This is a genomic window from uncultured Arthrobacter sp., assembly GCF_964021775.1.
In the GTDB taxonomy this organism is placed as follows: Bacteria; Actinomycetota; Actinomycetes; order Actinomycetales; family Micrococcaceae; genus Arthrobacter.
The window spans coordinates 135,724-159,870 of the sequence record NZ_CAXHZI010000003.1 but is presented as its reverse complement, the minus strand read 5'-3'; the positions used below and the strand labels follow the sequence as shown (position 1 = coordinate 159,870).

General features: G+C 69.4%; 18 protein-coding genes. 8 read left to right on the top strand and 10 right to left on the bottom strand.

The window, feature by feature from the left end; translation table 11 throughout:
* Window positions 1-6: 6 nt before the first annotated feature.
* Both ABIN76_RS04320 and ABIN76_RS04315 read right to left on the bottom strand, forming a co-directional pair.
* The gene (locus ABIN76_RS04320; RefSeq protein ID WP_346958487.1) at window positions 7-3,213 is read right to left on the bottom strand and encodes an HAD family hydrolase; all 3,207 of its coding nucleotides are present in this window, start codon (window positions 3,211-3,213) and stop codon (window positions 7-9) included.
* Between the two features lie 60 nt (window positions 3,214-3,273).
* Window positions 3,274-4,224: a polysaccharide deacetylase family protein gene (locus tag ABIN76_RS04315; RefSeq protein WP_346958486.1), complete on the bottom strand. Its 951-nt coding sequence runs from the start codon at window positions 4,222-4,224 to the stop codon at window positions 3,274-3,276.
* 272 nt (window positions 4,225-4,496) lie between these two features.
* Here ABIN76_RS04315 and ABIN76_RS04310 point away from each other — a divergent pair, with 272 nt between their 5' ends.
* A complete protein-coding gene (locus tag ABIN76_RS04310) occupies window positions 4,497-6,473 on the top strand; it encodes a heavy metal translocating P-type ATPase (protein WP_346958650.1) in 1,977 nt (658 codons plus the stop codon).
* Here the strand turns inward: ABIN76_RS04310 and ppsA are convergent.
* The 7 genes from ppsA to ABIN76_RS04275 all read right to left on the bottom strand — a co-directional run bounded on the left by ppsA (window position 6,421) and on the right by ABIN76_RS04275 (window position 17,194).
* The gene (gene ppsA / locus ABIN76_RS04305) at window positions 6,421-8,820 is read right to left on the bottom strand and encodes a phosphoenolpyruvate synthase (protein ID WP_346958485.1); all 2,400 of its coding nucleotides are present in this window, start codon (window positions 8,818-8,820) and stop codon (window positions 6,421-6,423) included. The genes ABIN76_RS04310 and ppsA overlap by 53 nt on opposite strands.
* 81 nt (window positions 8,821-8,901) lie before the next feature.
* Complete coding sequence (locus ABIN76_RS04300; RefSeq protein ID WP_346958484.1) at window positions 8,902-11,583, bottom strand: cation-transporting P-type ATPase; 2,682 nt, start codon at window positions 11,581-11,583, stop codon at window positions 8,902-8,904.
* A gap of 155 nt (window positions 11,584-11,738) precedes the next feature.
* Complete coding sequence (locus tag ABIN76_RS04295; RefSeq protein WP_346958483.1) at window positions 11,739-12,545, bottom strand: glycosyltransferase; 807 nt, start codon at window positions 12,543-12,545, stop codon at window positions 11,739-11,741.
* Window positions 12,542-13,957, bottom strand: coding sequence for a bifunctional PIG-L family deacetylase/class I SAM-dependent methyltransferase (locus ABIN76_RS04290; protein WP_346958482.1), 1,416 nt, complete (start codon window positions 13,955-13,957; stop codon window positions 12,542-12,544). Before ABIN76_RS04290 ends, ABIN76_RS04295 begins: the two co-directional genes overlap by 4 nt.
* Window positions 13,951-15,036, bottom strand: coding sequence for an acyl-CoA dehydrogenase family protein (locus ABIN76_RS04285; RefSeq protein WP_346958481.1), 1,086 nt, complete (start codon window positions 15,034-15,036; stop codon window positions 13,951-13,953). The genes ABIN76_RS04290 and ABIN76_RS04285 overlap by 7 nt, the downstream gene beginning before the upstream one ends.
* Window positions 15,037-15,197: 161 nt before the next feature.
* A complete protein-coding gene (locus ABIN76_RS04280) occupies window positions 15,198-15,875 on the bottom strand; it encodes an O-methyltransferase (protein WP_346958480.1) in 678 nt (225 codons plus the stop codon).
* A gap of 542 nt (window positions 15,876-16,417) precedes the next feature.
* A complete protein-coding gene (locus tag ABIN76_RS04275) occupies window positions 16,418-17,194 on the bottom strand; it encodes an SDR family NAD(P)-dependent oxidoreductase (protein WP_346958479.1) in 777 nt (258 codons plus the stop codon).
* A gap of 257 nt (window positions 17,195-17,451) precedes the next feature.
* Between ABIN76_RS04275 and ABIN76_RS04270 the strand changes: the two genes are divergently transcribed.
* From ABIN76_RS04270 to ABIN76_RS04255, 4 genes are all read left to right on the top strand, one after another.
* Window positions 17,452-18,789: an MFS transporter gene (locus tag ABIN76_RS04270; protein ID WP_346958478.1), complete on the top strand. Its 1,338-nt coding sequence runs from the start codon at window positions 17,452-17,454 to the stop codon at window positions 18,787-18,789.
* Between the two features lie 35 nt (window positions 18,790-18,824).
* Window positions 18,825-19,703 (top strand): transketolase, encoded by an 879-nt coding sequence (locus tag ABIN76_RS04265; protein WP_346958477.1) that lies wholly within the window; start codon window positions 18,825-18,827, stop codon window positions 19,701-19,703.
* Window positions 19,700-20,719, top strand: coding sequence for a transketolase C-terminal domain-containing protein (locus ABIN76_RS04260; RefSeq protein ID WP_346958476.1), 1,020 nt, complete (start codon window positions 19,700-19,702; stop codon window positions 20,717-20,719). The genes ABIN76_RS04265 and ABIN76_RS04260 overlap by 4 nt, the downstream gene beginning before the upstream one ends.
* 129 nt (window positions 20,720-20,848) lie before the next feature.
* Window positions 20,849-21,508, top strand: coding sequence for a GntR family transcriptional regulator (locus tag ABIN76_RS04255; protein WP_346958475.1), 660 nt, complete (start codon window positions 20,849-20,851; stop codon window positions 21,506-21,508).
* 100 nt (window positions 21,509-21,608) lie between these two features.
* Here ABIN76_RS04255 and ABIN76_RS04250 read toward each other — a convergent pair whose 3' ends face one another.
* On the bottom strand, window positions 21,609-21,935 hold the full coding sequence (locus ABIN76_RS04250) for a thiamine-binding protein (RefSeq protein WP_346958474.1): 327 nt from the start codon (window positions 21,933-21,935) through the stop codon (window positions 21,609-21,611).
* A 122-nt stretch (window positions 21,936-22,057) separates the two neighbouring features.
* Here ABIN76_RS04250 and ABIN76_RS04245 point away from each other — a divergent pair, with 122 nt between their 5' ends.
* From ABIN76_RS04245 to ABIN76_RS04235, 3 genes are all read left to right on the top strand, one after another.
* Entirely contained in the window at window positions 22,058-22,720 is a 663-nt protein-coding gene (locus ABIN76_RS04245; RefSeq protein ID WP_346958473.1) for a TetR/AcrR family transcriptional regulator, read from the top strand.
* A gap of 10 nt (window positions 22,721-22,730) precedes the next feature.
* Entirely contained in the window at window positions 22,731-23,147 is a 417-nt protein-coding gene (locus tag ABIN76_RS04240; protein ID WP_346958472.1) for a YkvA family protein, read from the top strand.
* Between the two features lie 71 nt (window positions 23,148-23,218).
* Window positions 23,219-24,145 carry an NADP-dependent oxidoreductase gene (locus ABIN76_RS04235; RefSeq protein ID WP_346958471.1) on the top strand — a complete coding sequence of 309 codons (927 nt, stop codon included), beginning with the start codon at window positions 23,219-23,221 and terminating at the stop codon, window positions 24,143-24,145.
* Window positions 24,146-24,147 lie beyond the last annotated feature (2 nt).

The following is a 24,147-nucleotide window of genomic DNA, read 5'->3' as shown; positions in this document are numbered from 1 at the left end:
CGCCACCTAATGCCAGTCAGTTGGGCGCGGGGCGTTGCGGGGGAATTCGTGCTGCTCGCCGGCCCGGAGCAGCACCCTTTGCGCGCCGACCCGGACCAGCACGGGAGCGGCGTCGCCGGGGGCGGCGGAGACGAGAAGCCGGTCGGTTTCCAGGTGCACGGACAGGAGCTGGTCGCGGTAACGGACCTGGAAGTCCACCCGGCGCAGTTCAGCCGGCAGCCGGGGGGTGAAGTCGAGGGCGTCGCGGGTAATCCGCAGCCCGGCAAAGCTGCGCTGGACGACGTCGATCGAGCCGGCCATCGCGCCCAGATGGATGCCCGAGCTTGTGGTGCCGCCCTGGGTGTCGTCCAGGTCAGCGTCCAGGGCTTCCCGGAACGTGGCCCAGGCGCGCTCCGGATCGCGCTGCGCGAGGACCGAGGCGTGCGCCACCCGGCTCAGCGTGGAGCCGTGCGCGGTGCGGGCCAGGTAGAAATCCACGGTCGCGGCCATCTGCGCGGGGGTGACGGTGTAACCCAGCCGGCCGAGGAACCCCACGAGCTGGTCCTCGCCAAGCACGTACAGCAGCATCAGGACGTCCGCCTGTTTCGCCAGCCGGTAGTGGTTGGTGCTGTCCCCCTCCGCTTCCAGGATGAGGTCCAGCCGTTCGATGTTCCGGTAGCTGCGGCGGTAGTGGTTCCAGTCCAGCTCGCGGAGCGCGCCGTAGCCGGCGAACTGGCTGATGATGCCGTCGCCGTGGAAGGGTACGAACATGCGCCGGCTCAGCCGGGCCCAGGCCGCAATCTCTCCGGCCGTGATGCCGAGCCGGGCACGGAGGTCCTCCATGTCAAAGCCCCGGACGGAGTGCATGATCCATTCGGCCTGGTCGAAGACCCAGGCGGCCATGATGTTGGTGTAGGCGTTGTCATCGAGGCCGCCGCCCGGGTTGCCCGGGGGCCCGGTGTGGTACTCGTCCGGGCCCATCACGCCCCTGAGGTGGAACCGGTCGTCGGTGGCATCGTAATCCGCCATCGAGGCGAACAGCCGGGCGACGTCGACAATCAGTTCCGCGCCATGCTGGGTCAGCCAGCCGCGGTCCTGGGTTGCCTCGAAGTACTGCCACGCGTTGTAGGCCACGGCCAGCCCCACATGGCGCTGGAGGTGGGAGTAGTCCGGCATCCAGTGCCCGGACAATTTGTTGAAGAGCAGCTTTGGGGTCTGCTCGGTGCCGTCGCTGCCGCTCTGCCACGGGAACAGCGCGCCCCGCAGGCCGGCCGCCCGCGCGGCGTCGCGGGCTGTGCCGAGGCGCCGCCAGCGGTAGTCGATCAGCTCCCGGGCGAGCGAGGGCAGCCGGGAGTTCAGCACCGGCAGGACAAACAGCTCGTCCCAGAAGACGTGGCCACGGTAGCCCTCCCCGTGCAACCCGCGGGCCGGCACCCCGGCGTCCAGCTCGGCCGTGTGCGTCGTCAGCGTCTGCAGCAGGTGGAAGACGTGCAGGTTCAGGATCAGCTGCGCCTGGGAGGGGGCATCGGACTCGATGATGAACGGGGCCAGTAACAGCGACCACGCCCGCTCGTGGTCCGCCAGCAACGCCTCGAAGCCGCCCGAGCGCGCGAGCACCGCCTCGGCAGCCGTCAGCGGCGAGGAGACCGCGTGGTCCCTGGAACTGGCGACCCCCAGCGTCTTGGTAACCTTCACCGCGGTCCCGTCCGCGGCCGGAACCTCCAAGCGGTGCGCGTACAGGCCGTCCAGCTGCTCGAAGGTGGAATTGGCCGGCCCGGACACCTCGGTGCGCAGTGCCAGTGCGATGCCAATGCGGCTCTGGCTGGTCTGCACCTGCACGCTCAGTCCGACGGCGCCGCGTCCGGCTGTATTCCGCCCACCGGCGGGCTCCCCACCGGCGGACCCGGTTGCCTGCACCGCCGTCAGGTGCCGGTTGGACAGCTGCGCATCCTCGGGAACGTTGGAGTTGGTTACCGCGGTGTCGCAGCCGCTGCGGACGCTGATGCTGCCGCTCCAGCCGTCCGCGGTGAGGACGGTTTCCAGCGCTGCCAGATGCGGCTCCGCCATTGACACAATGCGGCGCTGCACCAGCTGCAGCCGCCGCCCGGCGTCGTCCTCCAGCAGCGCCTCGCGGGTGAGCAGCGCGCGTTTAAGGTCCAGGGTGCGGCGTTCCTTCCGGAGCTTCAGGCCGCCTTCGGACCACCACGCGCCGTCCCCGATCCGGAGGTCCAGGTGCAGCCAGTCCGGAATGTTCACCATGTGCTCATCCACGGTGCGCTGCCCCTGCACGACGCTGGCCAGCCGGTTGTAGACACCGGCGAGGTAGCTCCCGGGATAGTGGATCTCGCCGCCGCGGTGTTCGGGAGCCGCGCCACGGGTGGCCAAGCAGCCGTTGCCCAGGGTGGTCAGCGCCTCCCGGTGCCCTTCGTGGGCCGGATCGAAGCCCTCGTAGACCAGCATCCACGGGTGGGTGATGACCAGTCCGATGTCCAGTTCGCTGACGTCTTCGACCACGATGTCCGCGCCGGCGTTCTCCAGTTCGGCCCGCCGGCCGGTCCGGTCGATGCCGACGACCAGCCCGAATCCGCCGCGGCGGCCAGCCTCGACCCCGGCGACGGACGCTTCGATGACCATGGCCCGCGCGGGCGGGATATCCAGCCGCCGCACCGCCTCCAGGGCCAGGGCCGGGGACGGTTTGCCGGGGATGGCCTGGCGCAGCGCCGCCTGCCCGTCCGCCATGTGGTCGAAGAACCCGTCGAGGCCGACGGCGGCCAGGAGCGTGCCCGCATTGGGGGCGGAGGTGGCCAGCAGCACCGGGATCCGGCCGGCCCTGAGCCGTTCCAGCAGCGCCAGGGTGCTGGGGAAGGCCCGCGGCGGCTGGCCGCGCAGCATCTGCCCGAAGAGTTCGTCCTGGCGTTTCCCGAGCCCGAACGCCGTCCAGTCGGCCGGACCGTCCGCGGGTGAGCCGGCCGGCAGTGAAACGCCCCGTGAGGCCAGGAACGCCGAGGCGCCGTCGGCGGGGGTCCGGCCCTCGATGTAGCCGGTGTAGTCGGCGTCGGTGAGCGGGTCCCGGCGGGCGCGCGCCGGGAGCCGGGGGTCCTGGAAAACGTCAGCCAGGAGCCGTTTCCACGCGGCGGCACGGAGCTCGGCGGTATCCAGCACAACGCCGTCCAGTTCGAAGACCACCGCGTCGACGGGCGCCAGGGCAGCTGCAACCGTGGGCGACTCCGTCATGGGCTATTCGTACCAGTCATCCGGAGCCGGCAACAGTGGCGCGCGGCCCGGTTGCGCCGCTCAGCCGAGGAGCGCATCGAGGGTGGTGAAGCCGTAGCCGGCCTGGCGGATCCGGTTGATCAGTTGCGGGAGCGCGTCGGCGTCCAGGGTGCTGCCGTCGTCCGGGTTGGAGCCGATGTGCATCAGGACGATTTCCCCGGGTTGTAGGCCGGCGAGGACACGGTCGGCGACGATCTGGGCGGTGACGCCGCCGCTGGTGCCCTTCCAGCCCAGGGTGTCGACCGTCCAGCGCACCGGCACGTAGCCCAGTGCGTTCACCGCCGCGATGGTCCGCGCGTCGCGTTCACCGAAGGGGAAGCGGAACAGCGGGCGGGCGTCGGCTCCCCCGGCCGTGATCGCCGCCTGCGCAGCGGAGAGTTGCTGGGCGATCTGGGCATCGGAGAGGGTCGTGAAACCCGGGTGCGTCATCGAGTGGTTGCCCACCCGGTGGCCGGCGGCAACGATCGAGGCGACGCCCGCGGGGTTGGCGCCGGCCCAGTTGCCGGTGAGGAAGAAGGTGGCCCGGACCCCGGTGGCGCCGAGGGTGCGCAGAATGCTGGGCAGACCGGCCGAATTGGCCCCGGCGTCGAAAGTCAGGGCAACCGCACGGCCGGCATTTGGGATGATCTCGACGTCGGCTCCCCGGAGCGCCGCCGGGAACGGGGCCGGAGGTACAGGGGGCGGTGCCGGGGGCGGCGCTTGGGTCGTGACCGGCGGCGGGACCGGGGCGGCGCTCGACGGCGGGGCGGGCTTGGCCGTCGGCGTCGGGCTCGGCGTCGGGGTGGGCGTCGGCGTCGGAGTGGCCGTCCGCGGGGTTGCGGTGGAGGGGCTGGCAGCCGGAGCCGTCGACGGTGCGGCGGCCGGGCGTTCCCGGGAGAGAACCAGTGCCGTGACGACCGCGGCGGCCAGCAGCAGCACCGCGGCCGCCAGCGCAACCAGCCGGCGTCGTCCGCCAGCGAAGACCGACCACATGCTTCACCGTGGCACCACCGGCCCCGCGCGGGGTAGGGCTGAAAGACCCGCCGCGCGCCCGGACCATGCGCGAACGGACACTTGGGGCCCCGCAAGCCTACGCCGCAAGGGCCGCAAGTGTACGTTCGGGCTCAGGGTAGGCCGCAAGTGTACGTTCGGCCCGGGGGCGGGGCGGGGTGGCGCAGTAGGATGCAAGTAGTCGCAGACGCCAGGTCTTGCGCGGAGGACGAGGCGGGACAACCGTGAAAATTGCGCTCCGGTATCCGCTGGTGATGGGCACGGTCGCCGCCCTCCTGGCGGTGGTGTTGCTGCTGGCCTCGGGCCAGGAAGGCATCGCGCGGATCGCGGCAAGCATTTACGCGCTGGCCGTGGCCGCCTACCTCGCCATCGGTATGGTCCGCCGGCTGCTCGGCGGCCAGTGGGGCATTGACATCCTGGCCGTCACCGCCATTGTCAGCACCGTACTGGTGGGCGAATTCATCGCCTCGATGATCATCGTGCTCATGATGGCCGGCGGCACCGCCCTCGAGGACTACGCCGCGGGCCGGGCCAAGAAGGAACTGACGTCCCTGCTGGAGCGCGTCCCTCAGACGGCCCACCGGGAACGCAACGGCAACTCCGTCAACGGCGGCTCGGGCACCGCCACCAACGCAGCAGGCACCACCGAAGGAGCCGCCGAAGCCACCACCGAAACCGCCACCGAAACCGCCACCCACGCGGGCGGCCAGCACGAGGATGTTGCCGCCACCGACGTCCGGATCGGTGACATCCTGCTGGTCAGGCCGGGTGAGGTGGTGCCGCTGGACGGCGTCCTGCTTTCCGAGTCCGGGACCTTCGACGAGTCCTCGCTCACCGGGGAGAGCCTTCCGGTGGAGCGGGTGGCCGGCGAGGGGCTGATGAGCGGCTCCCTCAACGGCGAAGCGGCGGTCCGGATGCAGGTGACGGCACGGATGGAGGATTCCCAGTACAGCCGCATCGTCGCGCTGGTCAAGGAAGCCGCGGACAGCAAGGCCCCGATGGTGCGGCTCGCCGACCGGTATGCCGTGCCGTTCACGGCCCTGGCCTACGTTCTCGGGGCGATCGGCTGGATCATCAGCGGCAGCCCGGTCCGGTTCGCAGAGGTGCTGGTGGTGGCCACGCCGTGCCCGCTGCTGATCGCCGCCCCCGTCGCCTTCCTGGGCGGCATGAGCCGTGCCGCGCGCGGCGGCATCATCGTCAAATACGCCGGCGTCCTGGAACAGCTGAGCCGGATCAAAACGGTGGCCTTCGACAAGACCGGCACCCTGACCTACGGCCGGCCCTCCCTGGTCGGCATCCGGACCGCCGGGTCCTTCACCGAGGACCAGGTCCTGGGGCTGGCAGCGTCCGCCGAACAATATTCCTCACACGTCCTCGCCGCCTCGGTGATGGACGCGGCCCGGAGCCGCGGGTTGGTCTTCGAAACCGCCACGGAGGCCACCGAATTCGCCACGCACGGCGTCCGGGCCCGCTTCGACGGCCGGGACGTGGTCGTCGGCAAGCCCAATTTCGTTGCGGAATCGGCTGCCGGGGTCGTGGAAACCGGGCTGGCCAGCGGCGAACTCGCCATCTACGTGGGCGTGGCCGGGGAGTTCGCCGGGGCCCTGGTGATGAGCGACCCCATCCGCAGCGAAACCCGCCGCACCGTGGCCGAGCTCCGGGAACTCGGCGCCACCTGGACCGTCATGCTGACCGGCGACGCCCTGGCCACCGCCGAGCACATCGCGGCAGCCGCCGGGCTGACCGATGTCCGGGCCGAGTGCCTGCCGCCGGACAAGGTCGAAGCCGTCCGGGCCCTCCCCGTCCGCCCGGTCATGATGGTGGGCGACGGCGTCAACGACGCCCCCGTCCTGGCCGTCGCCGACGTCGGGATCGCGATGGGCGCGCGGGGATCGACGGCGGCGGGTGAGTCCGCCGACGTCGTGATCATCCTCGATGACCTGTCCAAGGTGGCCTCGGCCGTGCGGATCGGCCAGCGCACCGTAAAGGTCGCGCTGCAGAGCATATGGATCGGGATCGCGCTGAGCGTGGCGCTGATGCTCGCCGCGGCCGCGGGCTACGTCCCGGCCATCGCCGGAGCCCTGTCCCAGGAGGTGGTGGATCTTGCCACCATCCTGAACGCGCTGCGCGCCCTGGGTTCCGGGCGGCCCGCGGTGCCCGGCGCAGCGGCCGGCGGGCCTAGCCCCCGGACGCCAGCTTCTCGGCTTCCGCGATCCGCGGGACGGTCCTGAGGTAGCTGTCAGGGTTCAGCGAGATCGAATCGATGCCCTCGCCCACCAGGAAGGCCGCGAACTCCGGGTGGTTGCTGGGCCCCTGCCCGCAGATGCCGATCTTGATCCCGGCCGCGTGCGCCTTCCGGATCGCCTCGCTGATCATCGCCATCACGGCCTCGTCGCGCTCATCGAACAGCGCCGCCAGCTGCGCCGAATCGCGGTCCACCCCCAGGACCAGCTGGGTCAGGTCGTTCGAGCCGATCGAGAAACCGTCAAAGCGGGTGGCGAACTTGTCGGCCAGGACCACGTTGGAGGGGATCTCGCACATCATGTATACCTGCAGGCCATGGTCGCCGCGGACCAGGCCGTTCTCCGCCATCACCGCCAGGACCTTGTCCGCCTCCTGCGGCGTCCGGCAGAAGGGGATCATCACAATGATGTTGCTGAAACCGAGCTCCTCCCGGACCCGCTTCAGGGCCCGGCATTCGAGCGCGAACCCCTCCCGGTACCGCTCGTCGTAGTACCGCGAGGCACCACGGAACCCCAGCATGGGATTCTCCTCGGCCTCCTCGAAGGCTGAACCGCCCACCAGGTGCGCGTACTCGTTGGTTTTGAAGTCGCTGAGCCGCACAATGACCGGGTTCGGATGGTACGGCGCGGCGATCTTCGCGATGCCCAGTGCCAGGGTGTCCACGAAGTAGTCGCATGGATCGGCGTAGCCGCGCGTCAGCTCCCGGATCTGCGCCGCTTCCTGCGGGTCAGTAACGCGTTCCGGATGGACCAGCGCCATCGGATGGACCCGGATCAGGGCGCTGATGATGAACTCCATCCGGGCAAGCCCGACGCCGTCCGCGGGCAGCCGCCACCACTGGAAGGCGGCCGCCGGGCTGGCGATGTTGACCATGACTTTGGTGCGCGTCGCCGGCAGCTCGCCCAGGTCCACGTCCTCGGTTTCGAACGCGAGGCTGCCGGCGTAGACGCGTCCCACATCGCCTTCGGCGCAGGAAATCGTCACGGCCTGGTTCTCCGCCAGCGCGGAGGTGGCGTTGCCGGTCCCGACGACGGCGGGCACCCCCAGTTCGCGGCTTACGATCGCCGCGTGGCTGGTGGGTCCGCCGCGGTCGGTGACGATCCCGGCCGCGCGCTTCATGATGGGGACCCAGTCCGGGTCGGTCATTTCGGTGACCAGGATGGCGCCATCGCGGAACTTCTCGATGTCCGCGGCGCTCCGGATGACGCACGCCGTCCCCTGCGCGATCGAGTCGCCGATCGCGGCCCCGTCCGCCAGCACCGGCCCGGTTTCCAGGAGGTGGTGGAGGGTGAACCGCGAGCCGGTCTTGAGCGACTGCACCGTCTCCGGCCGGGCCTGGACCATGAACAGCTCGCCGGTCTCGCCGTCGCGGGCCCATTCCATGTCCATCGGCCGGCCGTAGTGCTCCTCTACGGAGACGGCCCAGCGGGCCAGGGCGAGGATCTCGGCGTCGGCCAGGACGAAGGCACGGCGCTCCGCTTCCGAGGTGTCCACGGTGCGGGTGCGGGCGTGGCCGCCGCGGCTGTAGACCATCTTCTGCGCCTTGGAGCCGAGGGTCTTTTCAATGATCGGGCTGGGTCCCCCGGCGGCCGCAGCCTCAGTTAGGAGCGGTTTGAAGACCAGGTATTTGTCCGGGTTGATGGTGCCCTGCACCACAGTCTCGCCAAGGCCCCAGGCGGCGCTGATGACGGCAGCCCGCGGGAAGCCGGAGTCGGTGTCGATCGAGAACATCACCCCGGAGGCGCCGACGTCGGAGCGCACCATCCGCTGGACCCCGATTGAGAGTGCGACGTCGAGGTGGTCGAAGCCCTTGACCTCCCGGTAGCTGATGGCCCGGTCCGTGAACAGGGAGGCGTAGCAGCGCCGGCAGGCGTCCATCAGTTCCCGCTCGCCGGCGACGTTCAAAAAGGTTTCCTGCTGGCCGGCGAAGCTGGCATCGGGCAGGTCCTCGGCCGTGGCGCTGCTTCGGACCGCGACGGAAAGCCGCTCCCGCCCGGCGCGCTGCCCCAGTTCGCCGTAGTGCGAGCGGATGGAGTCGGCGATGTCCGGCGGGAAATCGCTGGCCAGGAACAGTTCCCGGATGGCTTCGCCCGTTTCGCGCAGCGTGGCGTCCCCGGAGCGGTAGGCGAGGATCCGCGAGCGCATGGCCGGTTCGATCCCGTTCGCCGCGATGAAGGTCCGGTAGGCCGCGGCGGTGGTGGCGAAGCCGTCCGGGACCCGCACGCCCCGGGCCTTGAGGGACTGGATGAGTTCGCCCAGGGAGGCGTTTTTGCCGCCGACCTGGGGGACGTCGCCCATGCCGATTTCTTCAAACCACTTCACGTGTTCGGGCATGCCGGCGCTCCTTTGGGCGTGTGTCATCCATGGTCCGATCCTGCGGCCCGGGGCCGTATGCGGTCAGAGTCTTTGGACCTTTTAGGCGGCGCGGCCGGACGGGCCGGCGGTGCCGGACCGCCGGTGCCGGGCCACCTTGTAGACCCAGTCGGCGAGCAGGACCGCCGGAATGGCTGCCAGGGCAACCGCCAGTCCTCCGGGGGTCGGCGGGGAATGGCCCAGCAGGCCGGCGACCGGGCCAAGGAACAGGAAGACGGAGAGCAGCCCCAGCTCCGCCAGCACGGCCCAGAGCAGCAGCCGGTTGGTGAACCAGCCCAGCCGCCAGGGCGGGGAGGTGGCGCTGCGGCAGGCGAAGGCGTTGGCGAGCTGGGCCAGCACCACGGTGGTGAACGCGGCGCCGGAGCCCGCCATCAGCACATCCGACGGCGGCAGTGCGGCACCAGGGCTCCAGCCGGCGCCGAAGAGCACGGCGGTGTACGCCGTCATCTCCAGCAGCGCCTCCACCGGGCCCAGCAGGCCGAAGACCCGGAACATCAGGGCGCGGTCCATCAGGTGCCGGCGTTCCGGCGGGCGTTTCAGGGCCCCCTTGCTGGGCGCCTCGCTGCCAAGGGCCAGGGCCGGCAACAGGTCGGTGCCGATGTCCAGGGCGAGGATCTGCAGGACGCTCAGCGCCAGCGGGAACCGCCCGCCGGACAGGGCCCAGAACACGAACGGGGTCAGTTCGGCGACGTTGTCCGTGAGGTGGTAGGTCAGGAAGCGGCGGATGTTCGCGTAGGTGGCGCGGCCCTGCTCCACGGCCGCGATGATCGTCGCGAAGTCGTCGTCGAGCAGCACAAGGTCCGCCGCCTCGCGGGCCACGTCGGTGCCGCTCAGGCCCATGGCGACGCCGATGTCCGCCTGTTGCAGCGCCGGGCCGTCGTTAACGCCGTCGCCGGTCATGGCCACCACATGCCCGCGGTGCTGCAGCAGCCTGGCGACCCGGAGCTTTTGTTCGGGCGTCACCCGGCTGACGACGACGCCGTCGCGGTCCAGCAGCGCGGCCAGGACCTCGTCGTCCTCCGGCAGGGTGTGCCCCTCCAGCACCATTTCCGGGGAGCCGATCAGGCCGGTCTCCCGGGCGATGGCCGCGGCGGTGAAGGCATGGTCGCCGGTGACCATGCCCACCTTGATACCGGCCTCGCGGGCTGCCTGCAGCGAGAGCCGGACCTCGGCGCGGGGCGGATCGTGCAGGCCGATCAGGCCCAGCAGCGTCAGCCCGGTCTCCACTTCGTCCGCCGTCGTGCTGTCCGGCACCGGCCCCGGCAGCGTTCGCTCGGCGACGGCGAGCACCCGGAGCCCGTGCGAGGCCATCTGGTCCACCATGCGCAGCGCGCCGTCAGTGCCGTCTGTGCCGCCGTCACCGCCGCTGCCGACACTGGCGGCGTCGTCGCGCCTGCATAAGGGAATCACGGACTCCGGCGCGCCCTTGACCAGGAGTTCAGTCCCGACGATGGCGGACTCCCGCAGCCGGCGGGGGTCGAAGGCGAAGCGGTGCGACGGCGCCGGCTCGGCCAGCCGTCTGCCGCGGCCGGCCAGCCGGGTGGCCAGCGCATCGATGGCGGCCTCCATCGGGTCGCCCTCGGCGATCCACTGGCCCTCGTGCAGCACCGCCCGGCCCACCGAGGCGGCGCGCGCAGCGGCGCTGAGCCGCTGCCCCGCCTGGAACGCCGCGGCCCCGACGTCCGCGCCACCCTCGCCGCTGACCTGCGCCTTCGGCCCGTAGCCTGGCCCGGTGATGCCGAGCAGCCCGGCGGGGGTCCAGACCTCGACGGCGTTCATCCGGTTCTGTGTGAGGGTTCCGGTCTTGTCCGTGCAGATAAAGGTGGTGGAGCCGAGCGTCTCCACCGCCTGCAGATTCCGCACCAGGGCGTTGCGCGCGGCCATCCGTTGGGCACCGATGGCGAGCGACAGGGTCACGGTGGGAAGCAGCCCCTCGGGCACCAGCGCCACGGCCACGCCGATCGCGAAGAGGAACGCGTCGCGCCAGGAGATGCCGACCAGCAGCGAGAGGATGAAGAACAGCGCGCCGATGCCCAGCGCGACGCCGGCGACGATCCGGACGATCCGCTGCAGCTCCAGCGCCAGCGGGCTCGGCGGCGCCTCGACCTTGCCGGTGAGCGAGGCGATCTCGGCGAGCCGGGTCTGTCCCCCGGTGCTGGCCACCAGGCCCTCCGCCGTGCCGATGACCAGGAACGTCCCGCCGAACACGGTGTCCCCGGCCGCCTTGGTGACCGCCTCGCTTTCGCCGGTGAGCATCGATTCGTCCACCGTGCAGACTGCGGCGAGCGCGAGGCGCAGGTCCGCGGGGACCCGGTCCCCGGCCACCAGCACGACGGCGTCGCCTGGCACCAGCTCGGTGGTGTGCACCTTGATGACGCGGTTGTCCCGGCGCACCGAGACCATGGCGGGCAGCAGTTCCCGCAGCTTCGCGGCGGCGTGCTGGGCGCGTTCCTGCTGGATGTAGGCGAACACCCCGTTCACCAGGATCACCACAATGATGGCGACGCCCAGCTGCGGCATGCCGGCGACGAACGCGAGGGCCGCCGCTGCCCAGAGCATGACGGCAAAAAAATGGGTCAGCTCTGCCAGCAGCCGCCGCCAGCCCGGAACCGCGCGGATCTGGGGCAGCCGGTTTGGTCCGCTGCGTTCCAGCCGCCGGGCGGCCTCCGCCGAGCTGAGGCCGGAAATATCCTGCAGCGGCCCGGCGCCCGCGGCCGGGATCACCGTCCGCCGCCCGTCACGTGCAGCACCCAGCCCCGGCCCTGCCCAGGTCCCTCATGCCTCCGAGGATGCGCCGGCGCGGCGCGGCCGGTTAGGGCCAAAGGTCACTGCGGCGGGCCTCAGCACTGAGGCGCAGCAACAGGGCCCGGCAGCCGGGCTCAGCTGCCGGTGGCCGCCGGCGGCCGCTGCCGGCCCAGCGAGCGCAGGTACGTCCCAAAACCCTGGGGCGCCCGTGCGTGGGTCCGGCCGGAGGTCAGCACCCGCATGCTGTCCGTGGCCAGGACGGTGAAGGCGAGGCTCCGCAGGCTCTGGACCAGGGTGCGGTCCTCGTGCGTTTCCAGGTGCGAGAACCCGCCGGCGGCCAGGTAGGCGGAGGCCCGGACGCCGAAGTTGGCGCCGTAGATGTGCGGGTGGTTTTCTTCGAAGGGGTGGCGCTCCAGCCAGCGGCGCAGCAGCTCCGGGTCCATCCCGACGGGGTCCGGTTCCACCGAGCCCAGCACGGCGTCGGCCCCGGCTTCGGCGAATTCGAGCTGCCGCACCAGCCAGTTCACCGGAACCTGCGAATCGGCGTCGGTGTTGGCCAGCCAGGTCCGTCCCGGCCAGGGCAGCGGCGCGGACCGCTGGCCCGGGGCGCGCCGGTGCGGACCGAGCACGGCGGCGCGGACGCCTGCCGCCCGGCTCGCGCCGGCGCTGCGCAGCCGGACAGGGAGCGCGCTGAAGCGCGGGTCGGCGTCGACGTACCCGGCGGTGATCGCCGCGGACCGGTCGGTGCAGCTGTCCAGGACCACCATCACCCGGACGGCGACGCCGGGGCGGCGGCGCTGCAGTTCGTCCGCGGCGCACTGCACCGCCCGCAGCGCCCGGTCGATGTGCTGGTCCTCGTTGTGGGCCGGCATGACCACCGCGACGGCGTCAATGCCCGGCCGGCGCTGCGGGCTCCGGGCCGCAGCGGCCGCGCCGCTCACCCCTGCGGCTCCGGGGCGCGGAGGATTTCCAGCACGAAGTCGCGCTCCCGGTAGAGCCCGGCGTCGGCCCAGCGAAGCTGCCGGCGCGCGGCGGCGTGGACGGTGTCACCGTCGAGCTCCCAGCCCTCGATCGGGTGCCGCCAGTGGCACAGCGCCAGCGTGCCGCCGGGCAGCAGCGCGGCCTCGACCCGTTCGAACAGGGCGGCCAGCTCCTCCGGACTGAGGTAATAGCCCACCTCCGACACCACGATAAGGTCGAAGGCGCCCTCCGGCCAGTCCTGCGGCACCGTGAGGTGGCGGGTCCGCGCGGCAGGCAGGTGCGCGAGCCGCCGGGCGGCGTGGGCCAGCGCGGCGCTGCTCGCGTCGACGGCCAGGAAGCTGCCGCAGCGTTCCGCGAGTTCCACGCTGAGGGTGCCGATCGAGCAGCCGATTTCGAGGCCGGCGCTGTAGCTGCGGCCGGGCAGCGCCGCGAGCGTCAGGGCACGCTTGCGGTGTTCGTACCAGCTGGTGGTGTACTGCCAGGGGTCTTCGCTACGGGCGTGGACGGTGTCGAAGAGTCCCTCCGCGTCCGCCGCGGCGAAGCCGGCGCGGGCGCGTGCGGCGTCTGCCAGCGCACCGGCCCCCGGGCCGTTGGGCGGTACGGCCGGCCGTTGCCAGGCGAACGTTTCCCAGTGCCGGGAGAAGTGCTGCAGAAAGGGCGGCGGGAGCAGCACTTCATCGCCCGGCTGGTCGGAGAGCGCCTTGACCTGCGAGGTGTGCGCCGCCATGGCCCGCGCTTTCGCCTGCTCCTCGGCCTGGGTCAGCGGGAGCCGCAGCCAGGACTGCCAGGCCGAGTCCTCGGGGCCGGCCCAGAGCCAGTACCAGACCGGGTACTCCAGCAGCCCGTAGCCGGAGGAGGCGGCCGCCTCCGCCGCCGCGGAGCCCAGCGCATCGTGGTCCGTGTGGCCGTCGTTGCGGTAGGGCGCCACGAGGACAACCCGGTCCGCGGTCCGGCCGGTGGCGGCAGCGGCCTCGGTAATCGCGGCCAGGACCTGCTCCCGGTGCCCGGCGACCTGCCCGTCCGGCAGCCCAAGGTACCGCCAGCCGGCGTCCGGGACGAGCCGACCGACCGCGCCGGCGAATTCGCGCAGCCGCAGGTCGGCCAGCTGTTCCGGTGTGGTGTTGGGCGAGTCGGGGTGCGAGGCCTCCCCTGCCGTGCACAGCAGCAGCCGCACCTCGGCGCCGAGGCCGTGCAGCCGGGCCATCAGCCCGCCGGCGCCCAGGGATTCGTCGTCGGGGTGGGCGGCCAGGACGATGAACGCCGTGCCGGCCAGCTCGCCGGCGTCGAGCGGGAGCTCCGGCAGGGCGGCGGCGCCGCTGCGCGCCCAGTCCTCTTCGGGCGTTCCGGCGTCGTGGTGGGTGAAGCTCACCATGGGTGGTCCCCCTTGAAGGCCAGTGCGCCGAGCTGGGCGTCGTCGCGCATGGCGTGGTGCTGGCGGATGTAGAGCGAGAGGTCGGCCATGCGCTTCCCGTAGCGCGCGTCGAAGGCCAGCGGGGCGGGCCCGAGGTTTTGACTCACCAGCGCCTGGACGCGTTCGACGGCGGCGGCCACGCTGCCGCGGACGCGCAGCGCCTCGCTCCACGCACCGGCTCCGGAGAGCTCCCCGGCGTCGATCCGGGCCGCGGTCCGGGCGAGGTACTGGGTGAGTCCGGTCAGGGTGCGGTCGATTTCGCCGAGGTGGGCGAGGGCGAGCTGGTCCGGTTCGCGGCCGCCGTCGGCCGCTTTCTGCAGGGAGTCCACGTAGCTGCGGGCCACCGCGACGGCGCCGCCGAACCAGCAGGCAGCGACCCCCATGCCGCCCCAGGCGAAGCCGGGACGCTGGTAGTACCAGCCGGCCGGGCCGAGCGGGACGGCCGGCACGGCGTCGAAGTGTACGGTGCCGCTGGGGACCTCGCGCAGGCCCAGGCTGGTCCATTCCGGGTCGGCGAAGCTGACCCCGGCGGCGTGCAGGTCGACGGCGAACGCGGCGCGGCCGCCGCCGTCGTCCAGGTGCGCGGTGAGCACGGCGTGGTCCAGTTGGGCGGCGATGGAGCACCACGGTTTGGAGCCGTTCAGGACGACGCCGCCGCCGGCGCTTTTGGCTTCCAGCTTCAGCCCGGGAGCCTCGGCGGCGAAGACACCCCAGGTCCCGTCGAAGGAAACGCCGGTCGAACCCGGGGCCGCGCCGGCCTGGGTGAGGATGGCGGCGGCGTCGAGGTGGGGTTCCAGGATCCGGCCCGCAGCGACGTCGACGGCGGTCACCGAGGCGAGGATCTCCCAGAGGTAGCCGGTCCGGCCTGCGCCCGGGTTGGGTGCGGTCCCGCCCAAGTCCTTGGCCAGGGCCAGCAGGGCCGGGACGTCACCGATGCCGGCCTCGGCGGCTTGCAGCAGCGGGTTCAGCCCGGCCAGGTCGCCAGGCGTGGAGCTGATCCGCACGGCCTGGGGAGGGCGGGCTTCCTGGGTCGCGTTCATTGCCTGGTCCGTGTCCTTTGCGAAGTGCGCCTGGTGTTGTCCGTGCCTGCAGCTGCCGGCCGAAGCCGCCGCTGGGTAAATCTAAGCATACTTAGCACTTGGCCGGTCCTTGCCCACCGTCGTTGCCGGCCGGCCAGCAGCACTGCGCACACCATCCCGCACTAGAGCACGCGGGCGAGGGCGAAACCGTCCCAGCCCTTCGATCCCACGGTCTGGATCACGGTGGCGTCCAGTCGTGGATCCTCGCCCATCATCTGCAGCGCCGCGACGATCCCCGGCGCGTTGACGGCGTCCAGGGCCGGTTCCAGCACTGCCCCTTCCCAGACCACGTTGTCCATCACCACCGTCGTGCCGGGGCGGCCAAGCCGGATGGCCCAGTCCAGGTAGTGCGGGTTGTTTTCCTTGTCCGCGTCGATGAACACGAAGTCGAAGGGCTCGGCGACCTCGCCTTCCAGCGCGCGCAGCGTGTCCAGGGCGGCGCCCACCCGGATTTCCACCAGGTGGCCCAGTCCGGCCTGGTCGAGGTTGGCGCGGGCCACCTCGGCGTGCCTGGGCACGAATTCGCACGTGGTGAGCCGGCCGCCGTCGGGCAGGCCCTGGGCCATCCAGATGGTGCTGAATCCCGCCAGGGTGCCGATCTCCAGCACCCGCCGGGCTCCGGAGATCTGGACCAGCAGCTTCAGGAGCTTGCCGGCGTTCGGCGCGACCTCGATGGGCGGCATTCCCGCCGCCAGGGCGGCCGCCACCGCGTGCCGCAGCGAGTTGTCGGGCCGGACCACGGCGCCGGAGAGGTACTCCTCGACGGCGATCCAGCGGGAGGTGGGCTGGTGCTCGATCATGCGGCCAGTCTTCCAGTTGACCCCGCCCGACGGTAGGGCCGGGCTTCAAGGCGCCACGGCCACAGTCACCGAGGCGTGGGAGTCATGAGCGTTTGCGTGAGCTGCCGAACGGATGAAGCTGGCTCTCGGAGGTCTCGTTTGGCCTAGGCCATAGTTGGTTGGCGGCCATTTTGTAACAAAGTTTTCCGTCGAGTTTCTGGGGCCGGATCCACACCTGATAGCCCTCCTCTGCGACGAAAAGTTCTCGTCCTCTGCTGCTGTCGGAAGCAAGCCATAGTGCGGAAGAGTCGGCCATGGCGTCGTCAACAATTCCTGCCCGGACGATCAAGGAGTCCTTGCGGATTTCCACCGGCGTCCCGACCAGGCGACTCCAGTCATGGCAGGGGTATGGGTCAGCAGTCATCTCGGAAACTCGCTTCTCGCGCCTGGTGCGGATACTTCGTCGTAGCGCCGAAGTGAGCGTCGCAGGAACCGGCCACGGCTTCCTTCGTGAATCCTTTGAATGCTGCTCGTCATGGCCTGCTCCTTCCGGGCGGGGCTTGTTAGTGGAGGTGACTTCCACCGTTGATGTCGATAGTGGTGCCGGTGAGGTACGCGGAGTCCTGTGAGGACAGGAAGGTGATGACCGCGGCCACTTCATCGGTGGTGGCGTTTCGGCCAAGGGGGATGCCGGCATTGATGGCGGCTTCCTGTTCGTCGGTGCTGCCGACGCGGATGTTGGTGTCAACAGCTCCGGGGGTGATGGCGTTGATCGTGACGCCGGTGGCGCCGAGTTCGCGGGCGAGTGCCTTGGTGAAGCCAAGGATGGCGGCCTTCGCAGCAGAGTAGGGAACCTTGCCGAATACGCCCCCGCCGCGCTGGGCGGATACAGATGACATGTTCACTATCCGGCCCCAGCCGTTGGCGATCATGTCCGGCAGGAACGCCTTGGTCACGAGGTATGTGCCGGTGGCGTTGACATCCATGATCTTGTGCCAGAGATCCAGGGTTGTTTCGAGGAACGGCACCGGGGAGGTGATGCCGGCGATGTTGGCTAAGGCGCCCACCGGAGGAAGGTTGCCGTGCTTGACTTCATTCGCTACCGCGGCTTGGGCGCTGATGACCGAGGATTCATTGGCGACGTCTATTTCGTGGCCGAAGGCGGGGACGTCGAATTCATTGCCGATCTCGGTCGCGACCTTGGCGGACTTCTCCCCATCAAGATCCAGAATCACGACGGCCCATCCCTGACTGGCGTAGCGGCGGGCAGTGGTGATGCCGATGCCGCGCTCGGAGGTCGCGCCGGTAAGGACTGCGGTGCGCTGGATGGTGTGGCTCATTGATGCTCCTTGGAAACCTAGGGCCGGCATTGCTGCGGCGGGCAGAGCGATCCGCCGGCGCCTGTAGCGTCGGCGCCGATCGTTTTGATCTGCGGGGTGATGCTGATCACTGTAGCGCGGCTTATTGTCGACAGTCAACCCTAGACATCGACTGTTGACATTGAGCATGAGCTGCGTCACTATTGGTCGCATCAGATGTTAACAGTCGACAGCGTTGGAGCCGTGTGCCCATCGCTCATCGAAAGGGACAAAACTCCATGAGCAATGAAGCTCTGAAAATGAGGGGCCATGTACACGGCACCAAGGACGCCAGAAGGGTGGCCATCGGCTCCGGCGTCGGCGCTGTGATTGAGACGTATGACTTCATCGGCTTCGGCACCGCCGCGGCGCTATATTTCGGGACGGCCTTCTTCCCCGGCAGCGACCCCGTGACGGGGACGCTGGCCGCATTTGCCACCCTCGGCGTCGGCTTCGCCGCCCGTCCAATCGGCGGCATCATCGGCGGCCACCTCGGCGACAAGCTCGGGCGCAAGCCCGTGCTTGTCTCCTCGCTCATCCTCATGGGCATCGCCACGTTCGTCATCGGCCTGCTCCCCACCTACAGCCAGGTCGGCCTGCTGGCCCCTGCCCTGCTGGTGTTCGTCCGCATCGTCCAGGGCCTGGCTTTCGGTGCGGAATGGGGCGGCGCCATCCTGATGAGCTACGAGCACGCACCCTGGAAGTCGAAAGGCAAGTACACCGGGATGGTCCAAGCCGGCTTCCCGGTGGGGCTGCTGCTGGCCAACCTGGTCTTCCTCTCCAGCGCACAACTCGGCGGCGAGCTCGCCTGGCGCATCCCGTTCCTGGCCAGTATCGTGCTCGTCATGGTCGGCCTGATCATCCGTTCCAAGGTCCCCGAATCACCGGTCTTCGACGAGGTCAAGGACTCCGGAACCATCGTGAAGTCCCCCATCGTGGAGGTCCTCAAGACCGACTGGCGGAACATTGTCAGGGGCATCGGCCTGCGCATCGCCGAGACCGCCGGCTACGCGGTGTCCATCACCTACATGATTTCCTACCTGAACACCCAGCACCTGGCGGACAAGACCCAAACCCTTGTAGCCCTGTGCATCGCCTCGGCCATCGGCATCTTCGCCACCCAGGCCTGGGCAGCGCTCACCGACCGGATTGGCCGCCGGCCACTGTATGTGTGGTCCTGCGCCTTCGCCCTGCTGTTCGCGATTCCGATGTTCCTTCTCGTCAACACCGGAATGTTCGTCTTCATAATTGCCACCCTCGTGATCTCCTACGCCGTCTGCCAGAATTCCCTCGCCGGGGCCCAGGGCGCTTGGTTCCCCGAGCTGTTCCGGGCAAACACTCGCTCCTCCGGGGCTTCGCTGGCCTACCAGATCTCGGCCACCGTCTCCGGTTTCACGCCCTTCATCACCACTCTGCTGTTCGTGAGCTTCGGCTGGATGGGCCCGGCGCTGCTGTTCGCCCTCTACGCAGCTATCGGCCTTTGGGCTGCTATCACCACCAAGGAAACCTGGGGCAAGCGTGAGCGCGAGCTTGCTGACGAAGCCGCCAAAAGCATCCCCAACATGGTGAACGCTTGATCACCGCAACGACTAAGACGAAAACGGAGCCAGCAATGCCAACACTTACCGCCGAGCGGGTTGACCAAGACCGCTTGATGAACGTCAGCGCCGCGGCGTACCGGATACGCCACCACGCCCTGAACATGGGCGAGGTACAGGGACAGGGCTACGTGGGCCAGGCACTCGGCGCAGCGGACATGCTCGCCGCCGTCTACGGGGACCAACTGAACTTCCGTGCCGAGAACCCGCACTGGGAAGCCCGGGACCGGTTCCTGCTTTCCACCGGCCACTACGCCATCGGCCACTACGCCGCGTTGGCCGAGGCCGGAATCGTGCCGGTCGAGGAACTGGAGACCTACGGCTCGGACGATTCACGCCTGCCCATGTCCGGGATGTCCACCTACACCCCCGGCATGGAAATCTCCGGCGGTTCCCTGGGCCACGGTCTGACCATCGCCGTCGGCATGGCCCTTGGCCTTCGCTACCAGGGCTCAAGCGCCCGGGTGTTCAATTTCCTTTCCGATGGGGAACTGGACGAGGGCTCCACGTGGGAAGCCGCCATGGGGGCCCACCACCACCAACTGGGCAACCTCACCGCGATGGTGGACATCAACGCCCTGCAGGCCGACGGGAAAACAGACACCGTCCTGCGCACCGAACCGGTGACGGAAAAATGGCAAGCGTTCGGCTGGTACACCCAGCGGGTGGACGGGAACGACGTCGGCGCGCTGCTGGCAGCATTCGATAACGCAGCCGTCCAGGCCGCCGCCGTCGGACGTCCGTCGGTGATCCTGTGCGATACGAAGGTGGGCCGGGGCGTTCCGTTGCTGGAAAACCGCGAAAAGGCTCACTTCATGCGCATCGAAGAACACGAATGGCAGACCTGCCGCGAACAACTCACCGCCGGATACGAAGGAAAGGCTTCAGCATGAGCACCACAACCGAGGCCCCCGACACCACAACAGCCGCCAAGCCGAAGCTGAAGACCTCGGCGATGATCGCCTCCTTCGCGGACGCGGGCCAGAAGACCGCGTCCGCACCGTTCGGGCACGCCCTGGTCAAGGCCGCGCAGGAAAACGACAAGATCGTAGGCCTGACCGCCGACCTGGGCAAGTACACCGATATGCACATCTTCGCCCAAGCCTTCCCGGAGCGGTTCTTCCAGATGGGCATGGCGGAACAGTTGCTCTTCGGCGCAGCCGCCGGCTTCGCCGAAACGGGGCTGGTCCCGTTCGCCTCCACCTACTCGGTGTTCGCGGCTCGGCGTGCCTACGACTTCCTCTGCTTGGACAGCGCCGAACCGAACCTGAACGTCAACATCGTTGGCGGTCTTCCCGGGCTGACCACTGGATACGGGCCCAGCCACCAGGCCACCGAGGACATGGCCATCTTCCGTGGCATGCCCAACCTGACCATTGTGGACCCATGCGACTCGATCGACATTGAACAGGCCGTCCCCCAGCTGGCGGCCAGCGACGGTCCGACCTACCTGCGCCTGCTGCGCGGTAACGTCCCTACCGTCCTCGACGAGTACGGCTACACCTTCGAACTTGGCAAGGCCAAGGTTCTGCGTGGCGGCAACGACGTCGTGTTCATCTCCTCCGGTCTGATGACCATGCGCGCCCTCCAGGCCGCCGAGGCACTTGCGGGCCACAACGTGGACGTCGCCGTCGTCCACACCCCGACCATCAAGCCGTTTGATGCCGAAACGGTCCTAGCTGAGATCAACACCGACCGCCTAGCCGTCACACTGGAAAACCACTCTGTCATCGGCGGCCTCTTTGAAACGGTGGCCTCCGCCGTCGTCACCGCCGGAGTGGGCAAGCGCGTGGTTCCCGTAGCGTTGCCGGACCAGTTCTTGGACGCCGGCGCCCTGCCCACCCTGCATGACCGATACGGCCTGGCCGTGGATCGCATCGTGGCTAAGGTCCTCGCCGAACTCGGCTGACCGGCGGGGGGGGTGGCTGGTTACCTTTCAGAAAGCACGGCACCGGCCCCCGCCGGAGCCGTGCTTTCTGCCGTATCATCAGACAACTACCAACTGTAAACAGTCGACCTATAACACTGAGGACGGGCCATGGCCGGAATGACAGCCCCGCTGCTGGGATTGCAGAAGCAGAACCTGCGGGAGCAGGCGGTCTCAGCACTGCGCACCGCCATTACCAGTGGAGAACTTGAGCCCGGCCGCCACCTGGTGGAAACCGAACTGTCCGAAATGCTGCAGATCAGCCGAGGAACGCTGCGTGAGGCTCTCCGCCAGTTGGAACAGGAAGGATTGCTATCCGCGGGGCCGCGCGGCCGCCTTTCCGTTCGGCACCTGGACGAAAAAGAAATCCGCGATATTTTCGCCGTGCGGGCTGCCCTCGAATCATTGGCCGCACGCACCCTGTGCGAGCTCCCGGAACGCGAAGTTGCCATCGCGGCCCTGCATCAGAAAATTGACGTTATGGAGGCGGCCCAGGACGCGTCATTGGAAGAGCGGATCGAATCCGACATGGAATTCCACCGCACCCTGTGCCAGCTGACAGGGAATGAGACACTGCTCCACTCCTGGGAATCGCTGGAGGGGTCCATCCGGATGTCCATCATGTTCGCTGGACGGGAGAAAGGTGTCAGAAACATGAGCGTGGCCCGACACCACGAGATCGTAGCGGCCATCGAAACCGGCGATGCATCCCTGGCCCGCAAAACGATCCGCGAGCATATGGACGGCGCCGCAGACAACCTGGTCGCCTAGGCCGTCTGCCCAGGCGGCGCATGTTACCTCGATGCGCCTTCGCTGCCTTCGGGTGCTTCCACGCGAAGCGCCCAGGTAGGGGGACGGCGGGAATCGGGGGCTACTCGCCCAGGGCTTGTTCCAACCGGTCCAGTTTGCCGGTCAGTTCGCCCGTGTAGCCGGGGCGGATGTCCGCCTTGATCACCAGGGAAACGCGGCTGCCGTAGCGGCCCACGGCTTCGGTGGCGCGCTTCACGACGTCGAACACCTCGTCCCATTCCCCCTCAATCGTGGTGAACATCGAGTCGGTGTGGTTCGGCAGGCCGGATTCGCGGACGATCCGCACCGCCTCGGCGACGGCGTGGTGGACCGACGCGTCGTCGGCTTCGGAACCGGCCGGGGCGTCTGCGGGGCGGCCTGAGGGTGCGACAGAAAATGCAAGCAACATGGCTCCAGTCTGCCACGCGGGCCGGGGCACACCAGGGCCCGGAACGGCGGCCCAACACGTCACATATAGAAGTACCCGCCGGTAACAGGTTTCCTCCGCCTTCCCGTTGCTACCCTAAGCAAATGAACCGGGCAGTAGACCGCAAGCCGCTCCGTGCGGATGCAGCGCGCAACGTCAACAAGATCATTGCCGCGGCCCGCCAGTGCTTCCGCGAGCACGGCCCCGAAGTCCCGCTGCAGACCATCGCCGTCACCGCCGGAGTGGGGCCCGCGACGCTGTTCCGGAACTTTGCCGACAAAGAAGAACTCGTCCTCGCCGCCCTGCACCAGCAGTTGAAGCTGCGGGTCAATCCGGTGATCGAGGAGGCCCTGGCCGGCAAGGACGCGGCGGAAGGCCTGTTCCGCATAGTCGACGCCCTGATGGGGGTTGCCAGCGACGAAGCCAACCTCCTCGGCGCGGTGGCGGGACGCCGCGGGGTGCTCACCGGGATCACCGGAGACCTGATCGAGTCCGTCGCCGTGCTGCTTGGCCGCGGGCAGGGCCAGGGCACGCTGCGCAGCGACATCTCGATGACGGACATGATCCGGCTGCTGGCCATGCTGATCGGCGTGGTGGACACGATGGAGGCCGGATCGGAGGCGTGGCGCCGTCCGGTGGCCCTGATGGAGGATGCCATCCGTGCCGAGCGGCCCGACCGTCCCCTGCCGCCCCAGTCGCTGGTGCCGGGGACGACGTACGGCACCGCATTCGGCGTCGGCTTCGGGTCTGCCTACGGGACCAAGTAGCGTTGGCCGCATGACCTGGGAAACCGCTGCCGGCGTGCTCGGCGGCCTCTTGCTGCTGTATGCCGTGCTGCTGCTGCTCCTCTGGGGCTACGCACGGCGGCATCCCGAAACCGTCACCATGAAGGACGCCTTGCGGCTGCTGCCGGATCTGCTCCGGCTGATCCGCCGGCTGCTGGCCGACCGCACCGTCGCGGTGGGGGTGCGTGTCCGGCTGGGCCTGCTGCTGGCATACCTGCTCTCCCCGATCGACTTGGTGCCGGACTTCGTGCCGGTGATCGGTTACGCGGACGACGTCGTGATCGTCGCCCTGGTGTTGCGGTCCGTGGTCGCCCGGGCGGGCGTGGAGGCGGTGGAGCGGCACTGGCCCGGCACCCCGGAGGGCCTGCAGCTCATCCTGAAGCTCGCAGGCCTCGGCACCGCCCGCTGAGGCTCCGCCGCCACGGGCCGTCATGGACCGGGGTGCGGAATAGCGCCCCGGCGGCCGCTGTTATGGGCTGCATGAAGGCAATAACTTACAGCGAATACGGAAGTCCGGACGTCCTTGAGCTGACGGAGCAGCCGCTGCCGAAGGTCGGGCCGGGGATGGTTCTGGTCAAAGTCAAGGCGGTGTCGGTCAATCCGGTCGACTGGAAGATCATGGCCGGCTACCTGGACGCAGCCATGGATGTGCAGTTCCCGGCCATCCCCGGGTGGGACGTGGCCGGTGTCGTCGAGTCGGTCGGCATCGATGCTCCGCATTTCCAGCCCGGCGAGGAAGTCATTTCCTACGGCCGCAAGGACTACGTCCACGGCGGAAGCTTCGCCGAATACATCGCCCTGCCGGAACGGCTCCTGGCCCGCAAGCCCGCGTCCCTGGGGTGGAACGAATCCGCCGGCCTTCCGCTGGCGGGATTGACTGCCTACCAGGTCCTCACCCGGCTGGGCCTCACAGCGGGTGAGACCGTGCTGATCCATGGCGGCGCCGGCGGCGTCGGGTCGCTGGGAATCCAGATCGCCGCGGCGCTCGGCGCTAGGGTCATCGCGACCGCTTCCGAAAAGAACCACGACTTCATCCGGTCCCTCGGGGCCGAGCCGGTCAGCTATGGCGAGGGGCTCGCCGAGCGGGTGCGGGCCCTGCGCCCGGAAGGCATCGACGTCGTCGCGGACTTCGTGGGCGGCAACCTCGAGGCCACCCTGGCGGTGCTGGCCGACGGCGGCCGGCACGCCTCGATCGCGGACAGCGAGGTAGAACAGCACGGCGGCACCTGGATGTGGGTGAACCCCGTCGGCGCCGAACTGCAGGAGCTCGCCGACCTGGTCGACGAGCGCAAGCTCCGGGTTGAGGTGGCGCAGACCTTCCCGCTGGCGCAGGCTGCCGATGCCTTCCGGCTCAACATGGAGGGCCATACCCGCGGCAAGATCGTCGTCACGGTCGACGGCGACTAGGG

Excerpts from the sequence above, each read along its gene's own strand:
- ABIN76_RS04320 (WP_346958487.1), bottom strand. The coding sequence starts at position 3,213 with ATGACGGAGTCGCCCACGGTTGCAGCTGCCCTGGCGCCCGTCGACGCG.
- ABIN76_RS04315 (WP_346958486.1), bottom strand. The coding sequence starts at position 4,224 with ATGTGGTCGGTCTTCGCTGGCGGACGACGCCGGCTGGTTGCGCTGGCG.
- ABIN76_RS04310 (WP_346958650.1), top strand. The coding sequence starts at position 4,497 with ATGGGCACGGTCGCCGCCCTCCTGGCGGTGGTGTTGCTGCTGGCCTCG.
- ppsA (WP_346958485.1), bottom strand. The coding sequence starts at position 8,820 with ATGCCCGAACACGTGAAGTGGTTTGAAGAAATCGGCATGGGCGACGTC.
- ABIN76_RS04290 (WP_346958482.1), bottom strand. The coding sequence starts at position 13,957 with ATGGTGAGCTTCACCCACCACGACGCCGGAACGCCCGAAGAGGACTGG.
- ABIN76_RS04285 (WP_346958481.1), bottom strand. The coding sequence starts at position 15,036 with ATGAACGCGACCCAGGAAGCCCGCCCTCCCCAGGCCGTGCGGATCAGC.
- ABIN76_RS04280 (WP_346958480.1), bottom strand. The coding sequence starts at position 15,875 with ATGATCGAGCACCAGCCCACCTCCCGCTGGATCGCCGTCGAGGAGTAC.
- ABIN76_RS04275 (WP_346958479.1), bottom strand. The coding sequence starts at position 17,194 with ATGAGCCACACCATCCAGCGCACCGCAGTCCTTACCGGCGCGACCTCC.
- ABIN76_RS04270 (WP_346958478.1), top strand. The coding sequence starts at position 17,452 with ATGAGCAATGAAGCTCTGAAAATGAGGGGCCATGTACACGGCACCAAG.
- ABIN76_RS04265 (WP_346958477.1), top strand. The coding sequence starts at position 18,825 with ATGCCAACACTTACCGCCGAGCGGGTTGACCAAGACCGCTTGATGAAC.
- ABIN76_RS04260 (WP_346958476.1), top strand. The coding sequence starts at position 19,700 with ATGAGCACCACAACCGAGGCCCCCGACACCACAACAGCCGCCAAGCCG.
- ABIN76_RS04255 (WP_346958475.1), top strand. The coding sequence starts at position 20,849 with ATGGCCGGAATGACAGCCCCGCTGCTGGGATTGCAGAAGCAGAACCTG.
- ABIN76_RS04250 (WP_346958474.1), bottom strand. The coding sequence starts at position 21,935 with ATGTTGCTTGCATTTTCTGTCGCACCCTCAGGCCGCCCCGCAGACGCC.
- ABIN76_RS04245 (WP_346958473.1), top strand. The coding sequence starts at position 22,058 with ATGAACCGGGCAGTAGACCGCAAGCCGCTCCGTGCGGATGCAGCGCGC.
- ABIN76_RS04240 (WP_346958472.1), top strand. The coding sequence starts at position 22,731 with ATGACCTGGGAAACCGCTGCCGGCGTGCTCGGCGGCCTCTTGCTGCTG.
- ABIN76_RS04235 (WP_346958471.1), top strand. The coding sequence starts at position 23,219 with ATGAAGGCAATAACTTACAGCGAATACGGAAGTCCGGACGTCCTTGAG.